Source organism: Acinetobacter sp. 40AMC3-4 (assembly GCF_049898185.1).
Taxonomy (GTDB): domain Bacteria; phylum Pseudomonadota; class Gammaproteobacteria; order Pseudomonadales; family Moraxellaceae; genus Acinetobacter.
The window spans coordinates 1-18,001 of the sequence record NZ_JAFCXG010000004.1; the positions used below are offsets into that span (position 1 = coordinate 1).

15 protein-coding genes are annotated in these 18,001 nt (G+C 45.0%); 9 read left to right on the top strand and 6 right to left on the bottom strand.

The genetic code is table 11. The features are described from left to right. Positions 1-540: 540 nt before the first annotated feature. The 6 genes from ACP7BU_RS06230 (at position 541) to ACP7BU_RS06255 (ending at position 5,095) form a co-directional block, all read left to right on the top strand. On the top strand, positions 541-1,440 hold the full coding sequence (locus tag ACP7BU_RS06230; protein ID WP_425879268.1) for an MlaA family lipoprotein: 900 nt from the start codon (positions 541-543) through the stop codon (positions 1,438-1,440). Between the two features lie 103 nt (positions 1,441-1,543). Further along, positions 1,544-2,512 (top strand): RsbU family protein phosphatase GigA, encoded by a 969-nt coding sequence (gene gigA, locus ACP7BU_RS06235; RefSeq protein ID WP_114541358.1) that lies wholly within the window; start codon positions 1,544-1,546, stop codon positions 2,510-2,512. A 112-nt stretch (positions 2,513-2,624) separates the two neighbouring features. After that, on the top strand, positions 2,625-3,143 hold the full coding sequence (gene gigB / locus ACP7BU_RS06240; RefSeq protein WP_004647542.1) for an anti-anti-sigma factor GigB: 519 nt from the start codon (positions 2,625-2,627) through the stop codon (positions 3,141-3,143). Positions 3,144-3,163: 20 nt separating this feature from the next. Then, entirely contained in the window at positions 3,164-3,991 is an 828-nt protein-coding gene (locus ACP7BU_RS06245; RefSeq protein ID WP_005107790.1) for a carbon-nitrogen hydrolase family protein, read from the top strand. 102 nt (positions 3,992-4,093) lie between these two features. Continuing rightward, a complete protein-coding gene (locus ACP7BU_RS06250; protein ID WP_004732917.1) occupies positions 4,094-4,519 on the top strand; it encodes an organic hydroperoxide resistance protein in 426 nt (141 codons plus the stop codon). A gap of 183 nt (positions 4,520-4,702) precedes the next feature. Next, positions 4,703-5,095: a DUF4951 domain-containing protein gene (locus ACP7BU_RS06255; protein ID WP_005103334.1), complete on the top strand. Its 393-nt coding sequence runs from the start codon at positions 4,703-4,705 to the stop codon at positions 5,093-5,095. A 50-nt stretch (positions 5,096-5,145) separates the two neighbouring features. Here the strand turns inward: ACP7BU_RS06255 and gspE are convergent, their stop codons facing one another. Continuing rightward, a complete protein-coding gene (gene gspE / locus ACP7BU_RS06260; protein ID WP_425879264.1) occupies positions 5,146-6,633 on the bottom strand; it encodes a type II secretion system ATPase GspE in 1,488 nt (495 codons plus the stop codon). 144 nt (positions 6,634-6,777) lie between these two features. Between gspE and ACP7BU_RS06265 the strand changes: the two genes are divergently transcribed. Together ACP7BU_RS06265 and ACP7BU_RS06270 are read left to right on the top strand one after the other, a co-directional pair. Further along, positions 6,778-7,557, top strand: a complete 780-nt coding sequence (locus ACP7BU_RS06265; RefSeq protein WP_086044916.1) for a hypothetical protein — start codon at positions 6,778-6,780, stop codon at positions 7,555-7,557. A gap of 9 nt (positions 7,558-7,566) precedes the next feature. Next, complete coding sequence (locus tag ACP7BU_RS06270; protein WP_005250806.1) at positions 7,567-8,490, top strand: mechanosensitive ion channel family protein; 924 nt, start codon at positions 7,567-7,569, stop codon at positions 8,488-8,490. Between the two features lie 47 nt (positions 8,491-8,537). Here the strand turns inward: ACP7BU_RS06270 and ACP7BU_RS06275 are convergent, their stop codons facing one another. Next, positions 8,538-11,246: a DUF2339 domain-containing protein gene (locus ACP7BU_RS06275; RefSeq protein ID WP_425879262.1), complete on the bottom strand. Its 2,709-nt coding sequence runs from the start codon at positions 11,244-11,246 to the stop codon at positions 8,538-8,540. Positions 11,247-11,407: 161 nt separating this feature from the next. On the opposite strand from ACP7BU_RS06275, the gene polA reads away from it, so the two are divergent. Further along, positions 11,408-14,170, top strand: a complete 2,763-nt coding sequence (gene polA / locus ACP7BU_RS06280; RefSeq protein ID WP_425879260.1) for a DNA polymerase I — start codon at positions 11,408-11,410, stop codon at positions 14,168-14,170. A 253-nt stretch (positions 14,171-14,423) separates the two neighbouring features. On the opposite strand, the gene ACP7BU_RS06285 is transcribed toward polA, so the two are convergent. Genes ACP7BU_RS06285 through ACP7BU_RS06300 form a run of 4 tightly spaced genes read right to left on the bottom strand, consistent with a single transcriptional unit; the run spans position 14,424 to position 17,992 of the window. Continuing rightward, positions 14,424-14,993 carry a YggT family protein gene (locus ACP7BU_RS06285; protein WP_005107800.1) on the bottom strand — a complete coding sequence of 190 codons (570 nt, stop codon included), beginning with the start codon at positions 14,991-14,993 and terminating at the stop codon, positions 14,424-14,426. Positions 14,994-15,012: 19 nt separating this feature from the next. Further along, positions 15,013-15,852 carry a pyrroline-5-carboxylate reductase gene (proC, locus tag ACP7BU_RS06290; protein ID WP_114541354.1) on the bottom strand — a complete coding sequence of 280 codons (840 nt, stop codon included), beginning with the start codon at positions 15,850-15,852 and terminating at the stop codon, positions 15,013-15,015. A gap of 2 nt (positions 15,853-15,854) precedes the next feature. After that, complete coding sequence (tilS, locus tag ACP7BU_RS06295) at positions 15,855-17,231, bottom strand: tRNA lysidine(34) synthetase TilS (RefSeq protein WP_425879257.1); 1,377 nt, start codon at positions 17,229-17,231, stop codon at positions 15,855-15,857. Further along, complete coding sequence (locus tag ACP7BU_RS06300) at positions 17,168-17,992, bottom strand: acetyl-CoA carboxylase carboxyltransferase subunit alpha (RefSeq protein ID WP_004278263.1); 825 nt, start codon at positions 17,990-17,992, stop codon at positions 17,168-17,170. Before ACP7BU_RS06300 ends, tilS begins: the two co-directional genes overlap by 64 nt. Positions 17,993-18,001: the final 9 nt, after the last annotated feature.

Sequence of the window (18,001 nt, forward strand, 5' to 3'; positions counted from 1 at the left end):
AATCAGTAGTACCTTTAAAGGGCACCAATCTTGGCTCATCAATTTTCTGACAAATATTTCTCAAATAAACTTCGAGTAATTTCTACCATCAATCAATGAAAATAATTTCGATCAATCAACCAGTAAAAATCCACACAAGTTGTTCTTCATAATCTCTTAATGATCTTCTTGCTGATTCGTCACCAGCAAGCTAGGTCGGCTATATTACTCTCTATCTCTAGAAAGTCAACCAGTAATGAAAACTATTTTTCAAACTTATCAAATAAAACCCAACTCAATTAAACTCAACTAAGTCACTGTTTTATCAGAGGTTTTAATCTTCATCACCGCCGATGGATGTGCATTCTACAGCATTTCAGAGCCCTTGCAACACCTTTTTCAAGAAAATCATTTTGTATGTATATTTTTTAAGCTTTTCGTGTGTTTTCATTCATTTTTTATACAAATTTGCTTAAATGATGTCTATTCGTGAATATAACGTTTATTATTTTTATACTAATAAGTAGTGCTACTTACACAGAAAAGGCCTCAGGTTACCTTATGCATCGTTCTATTTACTTATCTATATGCTTATTTTCTTTAGCTTCAAGCGCACATGTTTTCGCCGAGGCGGCCACCAGTGTGGAAAATCTGGAAAACGAGCCTGCAAAAACGCCGCTTAGAACAAAAATCTCGACCAAAGCGCAACAATTACAAACGCAACTGAAAGTTGATGCCAGTGCAGCACAGGCTGAAGAAGTTAAAGATCCTTTTCAACCGTTAAATAGAAAGATCTATCAGTTTAATGATGCGATTGACCGCACCGTGGTACGTCCCATAGCCGTACAATATGTGGAAAAAGTTCCTCAAGATGTTCGTGGCAGCTATACCCAGTTCCGCAGTAACCTAGGTGAACCTTGGAATGTGGTGAATCAGCTCATTCAAGGTCGTCCTGCCCGCGCTGCTAAATCCCTAGGTCGTTTTACCATTAACACCTTAACAACTTTAGGACTGGCTGATCCAGCGCGTCGCCTGGGCTTGAGTCATGAAGAGGAAAAATTTGGAATTACCTTAGGTTATTATGGCGTGCCTTCTGGCCCTTATATCATGTTGCCATTTTTAGGTCCAAGTTCTGTCCGTGGCGTAATCGGTACTGCTGTAGATAGTCAAGCTCGTCCACAAAAATACATTCTCGAAGATGAAGATGGACTTTACTGGACTGATCAGTTTTGGCGTGCCATCGATACCCGTTCAGAAATACTGGACGTTGAAGGAGTGCTGACTGGCGATCGCTATGCGCAGATTCGCGATATTTATTTACAACGTACCAATTATGCAATTGCAGAAAAGAAAGGTACAGAACAAGATACGCTTTTCCTAGAAGATGATTTTGAAGATGACAATTCTGATGATGCACCTTCTAATGATAGCAATATTGAATCTTCAAACGAAGATCTTTAAGTTTAAGCTTCATGTATGATTGCTAGTGAAAATCTGTTCGCTAGCAATACTTTACTTGTTATAGTACATCTTATAACCAATCCTGGGATTGAATCACTTTTTTATGTATTTCATTCAACCGACTCGTGATATTCCTTATTTAGATCAAGTACTTGATACGCTTCCGCATGTTCAGATGATCTATCTGGATGATCATGAACTATATGACTCTACGATTATTGCGATTGCAGATGTACATGATTATCTGAAATATAAGTGGAATCTGCCTACGATTGTACTGGCCTTAGAGAATGAAGGTACTGCTTTGGCGCAGGCCTGGGAACAAGGTGCTTTAGCCGGCTGGATCTGGAGCAAACTTCCCGAGAATCCAGATATGGCATTACAAAAAATTGATGCACAATATAAGCGTAACCAGGATAGCCGTGACCTGCCTTCTGCTGCAGAACTACAAAAAAAATTGTTACCGAATCCGATTGAACTGACCAATTATGAGGTCGAAACCTATTTTCAGCCTTCAGCCTATCTTTCAGGGGATTGGTATGATTATTGGAAAATCAGCGACAAAGAAGTGATTTTCTATTTGGCCGATGTATCCGGACATGGCGTCACCAGTAGTTTGCTCACGTCCTGGATGGCAGCTTTCCATGGTCGCTCCAAGACGCCGCGCGAGCTGATCAAGAAGCTGAACGGTATGCTGATGCAGGAAAATATTGAAAAGCACATCACCATGATTGCCGGGATTCTTAATCTGGAAACCCATGTATTAAAATGGTCCAGCGCTGGACATTATCCTCCACCGATTATATTTGAACCCAATCAAGAACCTAAAATCCTCTCTTCCAGCAGTTTCCCTTTGGGCTTAACCGAAGATCTTGAAGTTGAGGAAAATGAATGGGTATTAAGTCGCAATGCGCGCTTTATTATCTGTTCGGATGGCGCACTGGAACCTTTTGATGGTGGTTTAAATGAACAATTCTCGCAATTATTACACCATTTGCAGAATCAATCTTTTCAGGCTCCGGAACATGTGGCTGACGATATCGCCTTTTTAAGCTTTATCCGCGTAAATTAGCAGTATATTTACAGGCTTTATAAGCACTTAATTTGATTACTACTTTCAGCCACTTGAGTATCAATACACCCTATGGGATAATTTAATATCCTTCTCTGCAAATGGCATTTATATGTCAACAGGTCATGTTGAATATGCAAGTCTGAATGGAACGCATATTTTTAAGCTTATCGGCGAAGTGCGTGCCCAATCTTGTATTAGTCTAGACAAATTACTGAACAAAATTGAACAGCAAGACAACGTAGTTGGCGCTATCGTTGATCTCACCGAAACCAGTTTCATTGACAGTACCGTACTGGGTGTTTTAGCGAAACTAGGACTCAAACTCAAGCAAGTACACAATATTCAGGCTGTCATGCTTTCTACCAATTCTGACATTACCACTTTGGCCAACAGTATGGGATTGAGCCAAGTGTTTGTGATTCTGAATTATTGTGGTGATCCAAATGTCTGCACACGTGCGCTGATGGAAGAACATGTCACGCATCAAAATATGCTGAATACGGTTCTGGATGCGCATAAAACCTTGATGAAACTGAATCAAAGCAATCAGAACATGTTTGAACCTTTAGTCAAACAGCTACAGAAAGAGCAAGACAATTTAGATAAAATTTCCGAGCAAAAGGTATAACCATCTTATAAGAGGACCCTATGACTTTACTTTCTGTTGTACAAATGAATTCTCAAAATGAAATTGATGTCAATTTCGTGGAGATTGAATCTTTAATTCAACAAAGTAAGGCCAATGGTGCTGAACTGATTGTTTTCCCGGAAAACTTTGTCTGTTTTGCAGCAGGTAAACAGCGTGAAACTGCTGCACAATTTGAAGTGATTCAGCAGCGTCTGGAACAACTTGCCCATGAATATGACACCTGGATCGTTGCCGGTACATTACCCTGCCCTTATCGTCCGGATGGTTCGATCATTGAAGATGGCCGCGTGCGTACCGTTAGCCTGTGTATCAGTCCGGAACGGACCGAAGCGCGTTATGACAAAATTCACTTGTTTGATGTGCAAGTCGGTGATGCTGTAGGCGGTTATCAGGAATCCAAGTTCTTTGAGCCCGGCACAGATGTTGTCGTAGCCAAAACCCCTTTTGGTAATATTGGTTTAATGGTCTGTTATGACCTGCGTTTTCCGGAACTAGCGTTAAATCTACGAGCCAAAGGTGCAAACCTCTTGACCGCACCTTCTGCTTTTACCTATACCACAGGTGAAATGCACTGGCAGCTTCTTCTGCAAACACGTGCTCTAGATAGCCAATGTTCGGTGCTTGGCGCAGCTCAACAAGGCTGGCACGGTGAAAAACGTCAGACTTGGGGACATGCAGCCGCCACCAATAGTCGTGGACAACTTCTTAATATGATCCATGCAGAAGGTGCTCAACTCATCACCGTCGACTTTGATTTAAATGAACAGCAAAAAGTGCGTGAATCCATGCCTTTAATGCAACACCGTAGACTTCTTCAACTTTCCTGAATCGTTTCATTTGCTTGCATAAAATAACAAAATCCCTGCTTATTCTTCAGGTGAAATCACCGAGCATAGAAGCTCTACGAAAAATAAACAGGGATTTAACTCATGTCATTAGAAAAAGCCGTCTATACCGCACATGCCAAAGCCACAGGGGGCCGTGATGGCCGCGCCATTTCTGACGATCAGATTCTGGACGTCCAATTGGCCGTACCTAAAGAAATGGGGGGACCAGGCGGTGGAACCAATCCTGAACAGCTCTTTGCCGCAGGTTATTCCGCCTGTTTCTTGGGTGCAATGAAATTTGTTGCCAATCGTGACAAGCTCAATATCAGTAAAGATGCCTATATTGAAGGTGATGTTGGGATTGGTCCGATTCCTACCGGGTTCGGGATCGAAGTGACATTAAACATCCATCTTGAAGGCATGGATCAGGAAGAAGCAAAAAAACTGGTGGATGCTGCGCATATTGTCTGTCCATACTCAAATGCGACCCGTAATAATATTGATGTGAACTTAAACGTAATTACTTAATTTTTTTATTTAACAGCTATCCTGAAAAAAGTTTCAGGATAGCTAGACTTCAATTATAAATTTCAAAATTTACCCGCTTCATCTTTTGTCAAAAGCTACTTCTCTTCCCCACTTGAAAACTGCAGCAAAAACTTAAGAAATTATATATAATGATTCTTATTTACATTTATTCGATTTATATTGATGTTAAAACTAGTTCTTCTGAATTCTCTCCTGCTCCTCACTGCTACAACCTCTTTTGCAGATCTTTATCTCTCAGAAAAAATCCGTCCGAAAATAAAATCTCTGCTCAATACTGAAATTGAACGCCTACCCATTCCTGCAACACCCAACAATATGATTCTGCCTGAATTTGGTAAAGGGATTATTGGCTGGGGCGCTGGCCCCAAAGATGCTGAAGCCCGTTTTCTCAATATTACTCAGGCAGATGTTGAAACAATGAAACAGGAAGGACTGAGTTTAGCAATGGCACAAGCCTGGCAGAACTTTTATGAAAATGAAACTCTGCGTAATCCGGGAAATCCGACTGCACCTTTTCGTGCACAACTCATGAAAAAAATCGTCAGTCTCTGGTAAATATCCAAAAGTCCTGACGATCATTATGATAAAGCGAGCAGATTAAAAAATTATTCTACTGCTTCGTTGGTTACTCGCAATACTTCTTCAATCGTGGTTTTTCCGGCCAATACTTTACGCAGACCATCATCACGAATGGAACCTGACTGCTGACGTGCATAGCTTTCGATTTCATATTCAGCCGCATTGCCATGAATCAAACGGCGCATATGATCATCGACTGGCACAATTTCATAAATCGCGGTACGACCACTAAAGCCAGTATTGCCACAACGTTCACAGCCTTGAGGTTGCGGTAATTTTAAATCTTGGGGATGCTCAATATTGCCAAATAGATTCTTCTCGAAAGCATCTGCTTCATGCCAAGTCGCGCAATGTGGACACAAGGTACGCACCAGACGTTGGGCAATTACCCCGATTAAAGAACTGGAAAGCAAAAATGGTTCAATTCCCATATCTTTCAGACGCGTAACCGCACCAATCGCGGTATTGGTGTGCAAGGTGGATAACACCAGATGTCCAGTCAGGGATGCCTGTACCGCAATTTCTGCCGTTTCCAGATCACGAATCTCACCGACCATGACCACATCCGGGTCCTGACGTAACATCGCTTTTAACGCACGGGCAAAGGTCATATCCACTTTGGTATTGACCTGCGTTTGTCCAATGCCTTCCAGCTGATATTCAATCGGATCTTCAGCTGTGAGGATATTCTTGGAACCGTCATTCAGGTCAGAAAGTGCCGCATACAAGGTGGTGGTTTTACCCGAACCGGTCGGGCCAGTCACCAGAATAATCCCGTGCGGGCGATGTACTAAGGTCTTGAGTCGATCATAGTCATTATTGATCAGACCCAAATGGGTCATGTTCAAACGGCCGGCCTGCTTGTCCAGCAAACGCATCACCACCCGCTCCCCATAAGAAGATGGCAAGGTGGATACACGGACATCGACTTCACGTCCGGCCAAGCGTAATGAAATACGGCCATCTTGAGGAATACGCTTTTCGGCAATATCCAGTTTGGCCATGACTTTAATCCGTGAAACCAGAAGCGGTGCCAGTTCACGGCGTGGCTGTACAATTTCGCGTAACTGGCCATCGACCCGTAAACGCACCGACAGTTTTTTCTCAAAAGATTCAATATGAATATCGGAAGCCCCGACACGAATCGCCTCTGAGAGCAATGCATTGATCAGCCGTACAATTGGCGCATCATCTTCCTGATCCATCAGGTCTTCAGCTTCCGGTACCGAATCAGCCAGACTGAGTAAATCCGGATGATCTTCCAGACCGGCAGCGACCTGTTGCGATTCGCCGCTATCGCCGGCAAAACTGGAACTGAGTAACTGGTTAAATTCCTGTTCGCTACAGAGTTGAAAATGAGCCGGATAACCGAGCAGACGGCGAGCTTCCTGCAATGCAAGCATCGAGGTATTGTCACGACGCAGAATAAAGGCCTGATCTCCCTCATAACGCAACAGCACACCATGGCGCTTGGCGAAGCTATATGGGATTTGTAATTGTTTAAGTACTTGCATCGCGGATTATAATAATGATGAAAAAATTTAAATTGAGTGTACTCTAAGCATATGACAGCGTGAAGTATGTTTTCAAAGATTTAGCAAGAAAGGGTGCCAAGATTGCCGCGAGATAAAGATGAATTAATCCCGAATACAGCGAAAATGCGCTGGTGGGGAGAACAGAATTTTGAAATAAATCAGTCTAAAGCCTGGCAGTTTGGCTCCTTGCTGTTTCGGCTGACCCGAGGGATTCAGGAATGGCGACTGGAATATTTCCGCCCTTCTGTGCAATACGATTATGAACAGCAATGGCATCAGATTGATGATCCGAATTTTGCCTTTCCCCCACCTGTGAAAATTGAACGCTATATGTTCAAATCCACGCAAAACAAATTGCAACTGATGCCACGCCTTGCAGACCGTTCTGTGGTGATTAAACCAGTCGATCCGATTTATATTCCTGCCGGACAGCGCGGTACGCTTTATATCAGCACGCCCTTATGGATTGCCGGTTTTGTCGAGGGGCAGCGCGAACCGATTTTCGATTTGCCGGTAATCTTGCCAAAAGACACCTGGTTTGGACCCAATCACCGTTCGGGGGAAATCTGTTATGCCACCGCAGTCGATGGCAGAACCGAACTGAAACAGTTACATCCGCGAGCCTTTCGTGCAGTCACGCCGATTGAGTTTCACAATACCAGTAACCAGCAATTGCGCTTTGACCGAATGAATGTGCCAGTGCCTGCCCTGCCGCTTTTTTACAGTGAAAGTACCGGCCGCTTATGGACCTCACAAATCCGCGTTTTGCATGAAAGTTCGGATCGTCCACCACGGATTCGGGTCGAAAACCGCACACCACCAAATGCTGGTGAAGTGGCCTATCTGCATCCACCGCGCGATCCGGCAGGTGCGTTATTTAATATGTTTGATTCATTTTTCTAAGGGCGTCTGATGCCAAGTTCAAATATTCCGACCGAAGTCACCAACAGCCTGAAGGGAGTATTTACCAATATCAATACCGACCGTTTGACCGAAGTTCTGGTGGCGGTGGTGTTGTGCTTTATTGGTTTCCTGATCGCACGCTTTATTTCCAATACCTTTATTCGCACCATTGGTGTCCGTTTTAATGCCCATCAGAAACTGGTCTGGCGCCGCGGAATTTTCTATTTTATCTTCCTGCTGTTTGTGATGGCTAGTCTGAAAGAAGCCGGTTTTAAACTCAGTGTCTTCCTTGGCGCTGCAGGGATTTTAACGGTCGCACTGGGTTTTGCTTCGCAAACCTCAGCATCCAACCTGATCAGTGGTCTGTTCCTGATTGGTGAAGGTTCTTTTGAAGTCGGTGATACCATCCAGATTACCTTGATTCGTGGGCATACCATTGAAGGCGAAGTGATTTCGATTGATCTGCTCTCGGTTAAACTTTTGACCCAAGATAATATCTATGTGCGTTTACCGAATGAACAGCTAATTCGGGCACCGGTGCAGAACTTGTCGAAATTTCCGATACGGCGGATTCCGATTACGTTGGCGATCAATTTCCATGAAAATATTATCAAGGTACGCGAAGTTCTGCTGGACGTTGCCAATAAATATCCACTGGTACTGGCCGACCCGAAACCTGCAGTCACCGTTACCGCTTTCCGTGAATCTTCGATTGAACTGCTGTTTGCAGTGTGGTGCCAACAGGAAAACTACCTGAAAGTTCGTGATGAAATGCAGGAACGGATTCGCAACGGCTTTGTCGATAACCAGATTGAAATTCCGGTGCCAAAAATGGGCTTTGTCGATCATCCACTTTCCCGTCCTTTGGAAAATGAAGAAATCGATCAATATGCCAATGAAAAGGCCCTCAAAAGAGAGCCTGATCTGAAATAACCCTTAGATTCCCTCTCCTTTTTAAAGGAGAGGGTTAGGGAGAGGATTCAAAGCTCCCTCTCCGGCATCGGCGCAATATAAGCAATCAGTAGCATCACCCCGCCCGCCAGCAAGAAGGAAATCACCCGGGTCAGGGTGCCAATATGTGACAGGTCAAATAGTACGAGCTTCAAGGTCACAATCACCAGAATACTGCCGCCTAAAATCCACATCAGTTTCAGTTTTTTGAGCGTTGCTGTCCACATGGTAATCCAGGCGAGTAATACCCAAAGTATGGTCAGACTAAGCTGAACCGTCGCATTGCTCCATAATGCCAGCTCATTAAACGGCGTCTGCAGGTACACATGTAAAGCTCTTAAAACAATATAACTGGAAAGCCATAACAGACTTAGTACCATTAAAACTGCGATCATGCCTTTATCACGTCCCACCTTGATTTGCTGTAACAGCATCCAGATAAAACTGGCAAACATGGCGATACTGATCAGGTCAAAAGGATTCAGAATCGGCAGCCAGTAATATTGAAAGGCTTGCTGGCTAAACAGCTGTGAACAAACCAGCCAAGTTGCCATCAGCAATAAACAGCTCTTGGTTTGCCAAAGCTGCTGCCAACCTGACTGCACATCCTGCCGATAGCACCACAGGCAGAAGAATAAAGGCAAAATCACCATGCTCAGATAGGGCATATTTGAGATCAGGCATACACTTGCCAAAGCCAGACTGCTAAAAACACCAAAACTCACCCATTCCTTGGAGAGCTGCAAGCCAGCCAGCGGTCTAAGCCACAGAATGGCCAACAATATCGCTGAAAGTGCAGAAACCCCACGTTCCAGATCACTATTCCAGACAATCACCGCATTCTGACTGCGATCCAGAGTTAGAATCGCCGCAATGACCAGCAAGGGCGAGATGCCACTCCACTTCGGCAGTAACCATGACCACTCCTGATTTTTGCGCAGGATCATTTCATTGAACATTACATAACCCAGTGTGATGATAAATAAACTCAGCACATAGGCATGCTGACTCGGAAATTCATCTTCCAGCAAGGCAAATAGCATCAAACTGGCCGCGACACTTAGGCTGCTTAAAAAACTGACACTCAGACTATTCATCTGCTGCTGGTACTGCTTTTTAAGCTGACTGATGACCACGACTGCCACATAGCACAGACTCAAAATCCAGAAAATTATTCGCGGTGTTGGATTAATCTCGACCAGATAATACAGGCTGCTGAATCCGGCCATCAGCAATAAGCCCATGCTCAGATAGTGTGCTACCCGGACATTTTTTTCCAAGGCCCATAAATAAATCAGCACACCTTCAACTGCCCAGCCAATCACACTCCATTGTTCTGTCAATAAGATCGGGGGCACCAAGGCGAGAAAAATCAGCATCAGGCTCAGATAGCTCTGCGAAATGAGCAGGATAGTTTGTTTACGGCGCAGCAGTGTCCAGCAAGCGGCAAAGACCAGTGCAAAGAACAGGCTTAATCCAGCTTGCCAGAGTTTTTGATTGGGCTGATTAAAATGAATCAGATACAGAAAAATATATGCCGTGATCGGTGCAGCAAAAATCAGCGCTAAGTCCAATACCGGTTTTAACTGAAAACGTGAGAGATCCTGTCGTGCCAGCAACTGGCTAAAGCGGAAACCTAGCCAGATAAACAGCGCACTATGTGCCAGAATCAACGCAGTCATGGCATAACGCTCATATGTATAACCATGAATCAGGCTATATATCCCGCCAACGACCGCAGTCACTAAAAAGGCAATTTGATTGAGAATCTTCCATGGCCGGAAACTGCTCAGCACTGCCACCCCGATATTGATCAGCAAATAATAGCTAATCAGCTCAACGGCAGAAGCATCGCGGGTCGGTAAGGTAAACGGCGCCAGATAAGCAATCAGCAAAGCCATCAAAGCCAGTTCGATGCTTTCCTGTTTCAGGCTTAAATATAGAGTGATGGCCAGAATAATGAGAAATAGCAATGTTGCCAACGGTAACGTGGGAATCACCAGATTGTAATAGGCAAAAAATAAGGTCAGGAACAGACTGCCCAAACCCAGTCCTTCTAGTGCCAGAGCAAAACTCCGATTTTTCTGCATCAGGCGATAACCCAGCCCTGCTATACACCCACTCGCCAGTGCAACCAGGCCCAATTTTGCAGCTAGACTGAGTTGCCAGTGCTCAGTGGCAAAACGCAGCAGTAAAATAATCCCAATCACCAAAATACTAATCGCGACTTTTAAGACTGGATTCCCCTGGAAAAGCCAGCGCTGCAGTTGATCTACCAGATGAGGAGTGTCGTTTACCTCTTGGGCAGACTCAGTTTTCACGAATGGAACAGAATCGGATCGATCTGGTGATCGCTGTAAGGGATCGGCAGAATGAGATTGTGATTGCAACTGTATCAAACGTCCTTCCAGACGTTGCAGCCACCTGAGCAAAAAGAATACCCAGGCCGTAATCCCGATTCCCATCAGCCAATCCAGTTCAGCCAACCCGCCGACAATGGCAGTAATTGATGAGATATATAAAGGAACTTTAGAATTGCGCTCCAAGGACATCTGCTGCTGTCCGGCCAGTTGTTGTAGCGGTGTTTCTACCGCAGTGACATATTGCATCACGCTAAAGATAAACCCCAAACCACACAGATAAGTTACAATCTGATAACCCAGATACCAGGCGCTGATCCCGGCTATCAGCAGGGTAATCAGCCAGATCATGCGCAACTCATTCCGTCCTACAGCCATTCTTATATTTCTCTTTCCTGAATCCTTCCATCATACAACAGCTTGTGCTGCTTATTTCATCTTCAGCCGATATTCGCTAAGCTGTAAACTCAGACTCGCCTCAGCGAGCGCGGTAAAAATCACGTACAATAGCGCTGTATTTTGAATAAGGAATTGATTACATGCCACCATTTGTCTTGGTCGATGGCTCTTACTTTTTATTTCGTGCCTTTCACGCACTGCCACCATTAACCACGTCAACCGGTTTACATACCAATGCAATTCGTGGTGCGATTTCTGCTATTCAAAAACTGATGCGCCGGACCCAACCGACCCATATGGCGGTAATTTTTGATACCCCAGAACCGACCTTCCGGCATGAGCTGTCACCGATTTATAAAGGTGATCGTCCCAGCATGCCAACGGAATTATCCGAACAGATTCCTTATCTGCATGCCTTGATCCGCGCTTTGGGCATTCCCCTACATACCTTACCGGGTGCCGAAGCCGATGACATTATCGGAACACTGGCCAAACGTGCCGAGGCGATGGGACATCAGGTACTGATCTCTACGGGCGATAAAGATATGGCACAACTGGTGACCGAAAAAGTTACCCTGGAAGACAGCTTTAAAGAAAAACCGCTGGATGTCGACGGCGTGTTTGAAAAGTTTGGCGTCTGGCCGAATCAGATTATTGACTATCTGACCCTGATGGGCGATGCATCAGATGGCATCATGGGCGTGCCAGGTGTAGGTGCCAAAACTGCAGCAAAACTGCTCACTGAATATGGCTCGATTGGCGGCATTTTAGAAAATGTCGACAAGATCAAAGGCAAAGTCGGTCAAAATATTAAAGAACATGTCGATGGTATTGCACTGGACCATCAGCTGGCCAGTATTGTGATCGATCTGGATCTTAACTTTGGTTATGACGATTTAAAACTGGGTGAGCCAAATGTCGAGACCTTGCGTCATTTGTACACCGAGCTGGAATTCCGTAACCAGCTGCAGTCCTTAGATCACCCGAACAACCCGAATAATTCAAACTACCAGCAGGCGGCAAAATCTATTAACGCCAAAGCGGTTACAGCACCAGAACCTCTGGAAGACCATGCGTCTGTGACCAGCAGTGATGACCAGCTAGGTCAAGCGACCTACCACACAGTATTAGGCCAGCAGGACTGGGACACACTGTTTGAGCGCCTAAGTACCGAAAAACGTTTTGCCTTTGATACCGAAACCACCAGTTTGGATTATCGTATTGCACAGATTGTCGGTTTCTCGGTCGCCTTCGATGCGCAGGATGCTTATTATGTTCCCTTGGCACATGATTATGAAGGCGCACCGGAGCAGCTGAATCGTGAAGTAATTCTGGCGCAGATCAAACCAATTCTGGAAGATGAGTCTGTAAAGAAAATTGGTCATCATCTGAAATATGATGCACATGTACTGGAAAATCATGGCATTCATCTGGCAGGCTGGTATTTCGATACCATGCTGGCTTCCTATGTCCTGAATTCTGTCGCGACCCGTCATGGCATGGATGATGTGGCCCGTCTGTATTTGAGTCATCTGACCACGACTTATGAACAGGTGGCCGGTAAAGGTGCTAAACAAAAGACCTTCAACCAGATTCCACTTGAAACTGCAGCACATTATGCAGCAGAAGATGCACATGTCACCTATCGCCTTTATGAAGTCTTGAGCAGCAAATTGCAGGCACACCCTGAACTGGTGAATATTCTGCATAATATTGAAGTTCCGGTCGCACGTGTACTGACGCAAATGGAAGAAAACGGCATCGAACTGGATCTGGCTTTTCTGGATCAGCTTGGGGGCGAATTTTCCAATACCATGCACAATCTGGAAAACCAGATCATGGAAATTGCCGATGAAAGCTTTAATGTCAGCTCACCTAAACAGGTCGGTGAAGTGTTATTTGAAAAGCTGGGTCTAAAAGGCGGTAAAAAAACCACCACCGGACAATACAGTACCAGTGAAAGTGTACTGGAAAAAATTGAACATCCGATTGCCCAGCTGATTCTGGAATATCGTGGCTTGTCCAAGCTGAAAAGTACCTATACCGATGGCTTATGCAAACAGGCCAATCCTGATACCCACCGTGTGCATACCAGTTATCATCAGGCATTGACTGCAACTGGCCGTTTATCATCGACTGATCCAAACCTGCAGAACATTCCGATTCGTGCCGAAATTGGCCGTCAAATCCGCAAGGCGTTTGTGGCACCGGAAGGTCGTGTTTTGCTGGCAGCCGATTACTCACAAATTGAATTGCGTCTCATGGCTCATTTATCTCAGGATGAAGCCTTGCTAGATGCCTTTATTCACGGTCAGGATGTACACCGCCGTACCGCAGCTGAAGTTCTAGGCATTCCTTTGGAAGAAGTGACCAATGACCAGCGTCGTCAGGCCAAGGCCGTCAACTTCGGGCTACTTTACGGTATGTCCGAATTTGGTTTGATCCGTCAGTTGGGCTTTACCCGTCAGGAATCACAGGATTATATCAAGCAGTATTTCCATCGTTATCCGGGCATTTATGACTATATGCAACGTACCCGTCAGGTCGCATTAGAACAGGGTTTTGTTGAAACCCTGCTCGGACGCCGTTTATATACTCCAGATATCGATGCCCGTAATATGATGGTGCGTAAAGCGGCAGAACGTGCTGCGATTAATGCCCCGCTACAAGGTTCAGCTGCGGATATCATTAAAATGGCGATGATTGAAGTCGACAAGATGTTGCCGAAAGATCAGGCCAAAATGCTGCTGCAAGTTCACGATGAACTGGTGTTTGAAGTCGATGAAGACATTGCCGATGAACTGGCACCTAAACTGGCTGAAGTGATGCAATCGGTATTGCAGATTTCTGTACCATTGGTGGTAGAAGTGGGTAAAGGCAAAAACTGGGATGAGGCGCATTAAAGGGTTTCCTCACCCCAGCCCTCCCCCCTCTGGGAGAGAGAGTGAAAACCAATATTATTTTAAAGGTATCCCCTCTCCTCTCAGGAGAGGGTTAGGGTTAGGGTTAGGGAGAGGTTAATATCCCATCTTCTTGTACTGCGATTAAAACTTGTTCACCGTTTGGGAAGTTTAACAAATCCTTCCCAACTTCCCTTTTCTAAAGGGAGGAGCAAATAAAAAAGGACGCCTCAGCGTCCTTTTTATTTGGATCCGATTAAAGACCGGTAAGCAATACAATCGCCACCTGGTTCATAATCATTTCGATAATAATCAAAGTTAAAATAGCGAAGATTGGAGAAAGGTCAATCATCCCCATATTTGGCATGATACGACGGAATGGCGCCAGTAAAGGCTCAGCCAGCTCTTGCACGACTTCAATATAAGGCGAACGAGACTGAGTAAACATCACCACCCAACTTAAGATAATCGTAGCGAAAATCAAATAACGACAGAAACGGATAAGATCCTGCATCATGGTAACAAAAGTCAGAATAATCAGATGGACAGGCCCATTCGGCGTCCCCCCTGACAGATACATCATGCCAAAAATTTTAAGCAGATAGAGCACGACCAATAATGCCAAAGCAGCAGTACTGACTCGGCCTTTGGCCAAGGTTGGGAAAATTCGACCAAATACATCTACAATTTTAGTGGCTTTCACGGTAGAAAGAACCACAGGATTGTAAGGACTGACCGCTGCCAGTTGCATTAAAAATCGGAAGAATACGAGCAAAATCGAGACGTTAATGATAATGCCAAAAATTAGCGCAGAATTTGCACCCATACTTGAACGTTCCTAAAAATTAAACTGAAGATTTGCTGCTTTCACTGAGCTCTTGTGCCAGTTCTTGACTGCGTTTTTGTGCAGCGGCAAGTGCCGCCTGAATATTTTGAGAAATCTGGGCGCGATCAAAGACTTCAAGTGCCGCCTGTGTAGTCCCATTTGGAGAAGTCACATTTTTACGTAACTCAGCCGGCGTATTCGAGCTGGTAATCGCCATTTGCGCCGCGCCTAAAGCCGTCTGCAAAGTCAGTGCGGTTGCAACTTTTTCATCCAGACCTAAATTTTTACCCGCACGAATCATACTTTCCATCATATAGAAAAAGTAAGCCGGACCCGAACCCGAGACTGCAGTGACTGCATCAATTTGTGCTTCTGATTCGACCCAAATGGTCAGCCCGGTCGACGCCAGAACCTGACTGGCCAGCTCACGGTCACTGGTTTCCACAAATGCATTGGCATATAAACCATGTGCACCGGTCTGTACCAATGCAGGTGTATTCGGCATGACCCGGACAATACGCTCTGTCCCCAACAATGCTGATAATGTGGCAATTTCTGCACCGGCAACAATGGAAATAATCAGTTTGTTATTAACCAGACCTTTTAAAGGTTGCAGTACTTGAGCCAAAACCTGAGGTTTTACCGCCAATACAACGATATCTGCATCCTGAATTGCAGCACTATTATCCCCGGTCACATTAATTTCTTTTTCCGCCAATAAAGCACGGACTTTTTCGACCGGATCAGAAACTGTAATACGTGTTGCTGGCAAACCACGTGAAATCAGACCGCCAATTAAGGCTTGGGCCATATTACCGCCACCAATAAAACAGATATTACAATTTAAAGCTGCACTCATGTTCAATGCTCATCGTTGAGTTCTAAAGTTGAAAAAACCGAAATCGGCAGCCATCCGCCTGCTTCACAATATGCAGATTGGGCCAACCAAAATCCTTTAGGGGTAAACACGCCTAGCATAACATTATCTGTGCTTAATATTTGAATAGTATGCCGAGCCCAGGGAAATATTTGCGCTTCCTGAATGGCTTTTTTCAGTGGCCAGGTACCGACACGGCCATATAAATGAATTTTTTCGCCACCCTGCCGCTGCTGCAAATGCAAAGTTTGCTGCAACAATGCAGGAGATAAACCGAGCTGTGCAGGCGCGATGATAAATTTCCCTGACAAAACCTGTACGCTATCTTTTAAAGCAAATTTTATAGTTTTCGGGCTAGTTTGAACTTGTTGCTGATCAGCTAAATAAGTCTCTGCGGTCAGACGATATAATTGCTGCTGATAGCGTACATAGTAAAAGCCTTGCCAATGCAATGCCGCCTGAGCATCTTGTTTGGCATAAATCACTTCGCGTTGCAAACGCTCCACCATATCTAAGGATGGACGATACTGTTGTTTACCTTTCATCCAGGCAGAGAGTAATTGACGTTGTCGTGATTTTGAAAGCTGTAGAAATTTACCAAGATCGAGCTGCGTTTCAGTCCCACAAGACGCTAAATCCTGTTGCAGCACTTCTTGTAAAATGTCTTGAGCATCCTGCATTAACTCACTGGTTCGCACCAAGGCAGCTTGCATTTTATGATAACGTTCGCTTAATATCGGCCACAGCGTCTGGCGTGCCCAAGCCCGATCATAATGGGTATCATCATTGGTCGGGTCTTCGATATTCTTAACATTTAAGTCTGATGCCCATTGGCAAATCTGCTCACGGGAAATATCCAGCAATGGCCGCCAAATCGTGAGATTTTCACGTACATCGATTTGTTTCATTGCCGCTAAGCCGTCAACACCGGCACCAGACAATAAACGTAGCATCAGGGTTTCCGCCTGATCCTGCTGATGATGTGCCAGCACCAATATTTCATCCGCTTGCAAATGTTGCAGATAAGCCTGATAACGTGAATTGCGCGCTTGCTGTTCCAGATTGCCACTAGCGACATGAACTGGCTGGATGATGCAGGGAATATTCAGTTGCTGACATTGATGTGCAACGAACTTGCCCCAATCTGCGCTGAGTGCTTGTAACTGATGATCGATATAAATCGCCCGAACTTTTTCCGGGCATAAAAAAAACATCAGATGCAGCAACAGCATAGAATCTACGCCGCCACTGCATCCGATGAGAAATTTTGTCTCTGCAGGAAAGTCCTGCAGCTGTTTTAAGAAACCAGACCTAAATTGTCGCTGCCAAACTTCATTAAACGTTGGTAACGTGCTTCGCATCGTGCTTGCGCTTCCATTGGTTGCAGTTCATTCAAAGCTTCTTTCAGCACTGCTTTCAAGCTGTTCATGACCTGATCCGGATTTAAATGAGCACCCTCACCTTCATCCACCACATATTCTACAATACCCATTTTCTGCAATTTTTCTGCAGTCAGAGCCAAGGCTTCACTGGCCTGTTCAGCTTTTTCAGCGGTTTTCCAGAGAATTGAGGCACAGCCTTCCGGTGAAATCACCGAATAAATACTGTGAGAGAGCATCACCACACGGTCTGCTACTCCAATACCGAGTGCACCACCTGAACCGCCTTCACCTAGTACAGTTGCAATTACCGGTACTTTCAAATTGGAAAGCTGAGCCAGACTGGTGGCAATTGCTTCAGCCTGACCACGTTCTTCTGCACCGACACCCGGATAAGCACCCATAGTGTCAATAAAAGTAAAGACTGGCAGGTTAAAACGCTCTGCCATGTCTAGCAGACGCTGTGCCTTACGATAACCTTCCGGATTACTCATGCCGAAATTATGCTGTAATTTTTCACGGGTACTACGACCACGATGCTGACCAACGATCATCACCGGTTGACCATCAAAACGAGCCAGACCACCGATCATCGCGCCATCATCACCATATAGGCGGTCACCATGTAAAGCATCAAATTCAGTGAATATTTCACCCACATAGTCCAGGAATTGTGGACGTTCTGGATGACGTGCAATCTGCACTGTCGCCCATGCTTTTGATGGAGTTGCTTTATTTTTCATAGGTTAACC